Genomic DNA, 3,398 nt, shown 5'->3' with positions numbered 1-3,398 from the left:
CTGATCAGATCGTAGGTTCTTGATTTAGTTCCATTGAATTACGCAACAAAGCCCAACAAAGGCTAAGATGGGATGGAGACTTATTATTTCTGTTTTTAAGGAAACACAATGAAGGTCTAACCCCTAGATTACTCGGTTGGGGAAACTTTATATTTACTTTAGTTTATGGCGTTCTACAAAACGTATTGCTGCCCATTCTAGTTTCGCTATTCATGTTTTACATATTTTGGGCTTACCCCTTCGATTTTGTTGCTGCACTTCTGATCCTTATCTACTGCGTCTATTTGTCGACAGTGTTGTTGTTTTTTACTGTCTATATTGGGTTGGTTTCCGAAAGAGCGAAAGAAGATCTTAAGATGGCAAAATGGCTAATCTTGTATCCGTTTTATCAGTTCTTTATGCGGTTGGTTACGGCGTTCTCTATGGTGAATGAGTTATTTAGAAGAAGTCATGAAGAATCCAGTATGGCTCCTTGGTGGGTATTGAAAAAAGGCAAAAGGTTTTAACAATGAAAGTGAAATTTCATCTTGATAAAAAGAATAACCCTCAATCGGATGATGGTGTCAAAGTTGCTTACGGACAAGCGAAAAGAGGAGGCTACCGCTTTCGTTGGTATTTAATCTTAAGCTTAGTGGTTAGCCCTCTATTATTCGTAGCGTATTTTTTCTTAAAGACAAATTTTCTGGTTATTGCTCCGGCAATCATTACCTCGCATCCTGTAACCTTAACCTCTAAAGTTGCAGGAGTAGTCGGCCCAATTCCAGTAGACGATGGAAGTCAAATCCTAAAATCAGAGACAGCGATTCAGTTGACTAATATGGAAGTGGAAGCGCAAATCGAATTTCTTCATGCTGAGTTATTAGATTTAGAAATCAGGTTTCCTGATGATATTGGCTTACTGCACTTGAAAGGTATTGAAGAAACGCGCAGTAATTTAAACACGGTACAGCAAATTCAAACGCGCTATGAAGAATACAGGAAGAAAGGTCAGGTATCCGATGTGGACTACGCAAGTATAGTGGGAATGAGTAACTCACTTAACAATCAGCTTAATGGACAAAAACTTGATTATCAAAATGCGAAATTAGCTGAACAAGAAAGAGAATTAGCGGGTCCGGTTAGTCAGGCTCGACGTGCTTTAATGAAAGATTTAGCACTTAAACGTGTTGTTGAACAAGGGTTGGCGATTAAGTCTCCCTATGCAGGTCGCGTTGTCGATATCCATGTCGTTGAAGGGCAGAGAGTGTTCGAAGGTGACGAGCTTGTAACGATAGCGAAGAATACCATCCCGCAAGTGGTCGCGTATTTAGACCCTAAATATTTAGAGAATGCGATAATAGGAGCTCATACCAAGGTAAGGTTTCCAAATGGTAGTACTTTTGAGGCTGAGATTGCAGATTCGGTAGAAATCGTCAGTAAGTTGCCGACTCAATTAGCAAGCCCTTTTGAAGGGCAGCCAGCATATCTCAAAGTAGCATTGAACTTTACGGCTGATTTGCCTAGAGAATATTGGATTGAAGGGATGACCGTCGAAGTGCGTTTTTAATTAGCACGCTAACTTGACCATAAATGGAGCGTATATCGCTCCATTTATTGTTTTAGGGCTAGCTATTTTTATAGCGAACTGTTGTTTTAGAGTGAACTATCGTAGAGAGAGCTGTGGATATCAAAAACCACGTACATCCAGTTCATTGTTGATCAACACAACACACTGAGAAGCAAACAGCATGTTTGGACCTAAGCTGATTTTCTCTGTGCCTAAACGCTTCAAGCTGTTGTAGCTTTTCTTCGGCATAGGGATGTGATCAGTAAGAAGGAAACATGGGTTTTCAGCAATCTCTGCATCACGGATAAAGTCACCCTTCTTATCCATCATGTACAGCTGGTGGTCTTCGGCCAGTTCTTTGACCAACTTTTCAAAGCTCATAGTGCGAACAGTGATGCCCGGTTCTACCTGACGTGTCTGTTCTTTTGTCATGCCTTGAGAAGCGTCAACCGCTCTTACTACCGCAGATAACAGTGCAGATTCATGAAAGCCACCAATGTTGGTGATTTCATTTGAATCGAATGTAATGGTACGAGAAAAGTCTTTAGTACTCTCTAGCACAAGGTGCACGGTGACATTCTCACGGTGAGATTGAGCAACGAAGATCGTGTTCATCAGAGTATGAGCCAGAATCTCAGTATGAGCGTCTTGCCCAACACCTTCTAAGATAAGTTTGCTCTCTGTAGGGGCTGCGCGAGCGCGTAATACAAATGAACGCATGGAATGTACCTTGTCAGTATGTGATAAAGCGAAACAGACTTTATCAGCATGAATTGATGAATAACTAAAAATTATGGCGGTATGTAACTCTTTTCTATTAATGAAGTCAAATGGAGTTATGTATAGTACTGATCGGAATAACTCTACGTATTAAATAGAGAGTGACCACATTACAAGATGGTAAAGGTTGAAGCGAACCAAGGTTTACATAGATAGTATGCGCAAATTATTAGGTGACTTACATAAGGAAGTAGTCGATGAAGTTACAGAAGATTAATAAAGAAGAATATAGAAAGAAGATGAACCTACTGTTGGTTTCATTGGTTGGGTCGCTTGCATTGTTTGCCATTGTATTCGGCACCATTCTGATCGAATTGTTTGGCTCGGCGACTTCAATTACTGGTGAATCGACAGGGAACTTTCATTTGAATGTACTTGGCGTGATTTTATCAGTCGCACTGAATGCCTTTATCGCGAGCCGTGTGAAAGGGCATGACTACTTTAAGGAAGCGCTTTATGTGTGGAACCTTAAACAAACTCACAATCAAATCTATCGTAAGCTCAAGCGTATTCAACCGAAAGCTGAGCAAGGTGATCGAGAAGCATTAACTATCCTTTACTTCTATTACACTACGCAAAAACAGGTATACGACCTAGACAACAATACTTTGACGATAAAAACGGTTCAGCAGTCGCTAGATAACATCGTAGAGCTGAGTGATAAATGGAGTATTGAACTAGATATAGAGGCATTTTCGAAAGATCTAATAGCGAAATTTTAAGTGATATGCCTGTAATTGTATGAGCTTTGACCTGTGAAAGAGGCTTTTGACGTAAAAGTAGACACTTAAGCAACTTTTTTGAATTTTTATCAAAAAAGGGGTTGCCATGTTTTCGATGATCTCTATAATGCCGCCTCACTGACACGGCAGATGCCACAAGGCTTCAGCGGTAATTAGTAAGACGGAAAGTTCGAAAGAAATTAATTTTAAAAAGTGTTTGACACTTAAGATTAAATCGCTAGAATTCACGTCCGCTTTCAAAGGTTTCTTTGTAAAAAGAAAGTTTCGATAAGCAAAGCTCTTTAACAATTTAAACCTATCAATCTGTGTGGGCACTCGTTGATGAATAT

Annotated in this window: 4 protein-coding genes and 1 pseudogene; 3 read left to right on the top strand and 2 right to left on the bottom strand. The window is 39.9% G+C overall.

What is annotated here, in order from left to right; translation table 11 throughout:
* Positions 1 to 38 precede the first annotated feature (38 nt).
* Positions 39 to 506 (top strand): annotated as a pseudogene (locus AB6E08_RS22860) (glycosyltransferase family 2 protein); the annotation flags it as partial.
* Positions 473 to 1,546: an HlyD family secretion protein gene (locus tag AB6E08_RS22855; protein WP_017097974.1), complete on the top strand. Its 1,074-nt coding sequence runs from the start codon at positions 473 to 475 to the stop codon at positions 1,544 to 1,546. The pseudogene AB6E08_RS22860 and the gene AB6E08_RS22855, both read left to right, overlap by 34 nt.
* 120 nt (positions 1,547 to 1,666) lie before the next feature.
* Here the strand turns inward: AB6E08_RS22855 and trmY are convergent, their stop codons facing one another.
* The gene (gene trmY, locus AB6E08_RS22850; RefSeq protein ID WP_017097973.1) at positions 1,667 to 2,266 is read right to left on the bottom strand and encodes a tRNA (pseudouridine(54)-N(1))-methyltransferase TrmY; all 600 of its coding nucleotides are present in this window, start codon (positions 2,264 to 2,266) and stop codon (positions 1,667 to 1,669) included.
* A gap of 257 nt (positions 2,267 to 2,523) precedes the next feature.
* Here trmY and AB6E08_RS22845 point away from each other — a divergent pair, with 257 nt between their 5' ends.
* Positions 2,524 to 3,048: a DUF3087 family protein gene (locus AB6E08_RS22845; protein ID WP_017101652.1), complete on the top strand. Its 525-nt coding sequence runs from the start codon at positions 2,524 to 2,526 to the stop codon at positions 3,046 to 3,048.
* Positions 3,049 to 3,183: 135 nt separating this feature from the next.
* Here AB6E08_RS22845 and AB6E08_RS22840 read toward each other — a convergent pair.
* On the bottom strand, positions 3,184 to 3,398 hold a 215-nt coding region (locus AB6E08_RS22840), incomplete at its 5' end, for a hypothetical protein (RefSeq protein ID WP_371690327.1).

Origin of the sequence: Vibrio sp. 10N.247.310.24 (assembly GCF_041467175.1) — a bacterium.
Taxonomy (GTDB): domain Bacteria; phylum Pseudomonadota; class Gammaproteobacteria; order Enterobacterales; family Vibrionaceae; genus Vibrio; species Vibrio tasmaniensis_A.
The sequence above is the reverse complement of the archived record's forward strand: the minus strand, read 5'-3'. Positions and strand labels throughout refer to the sequence as shown.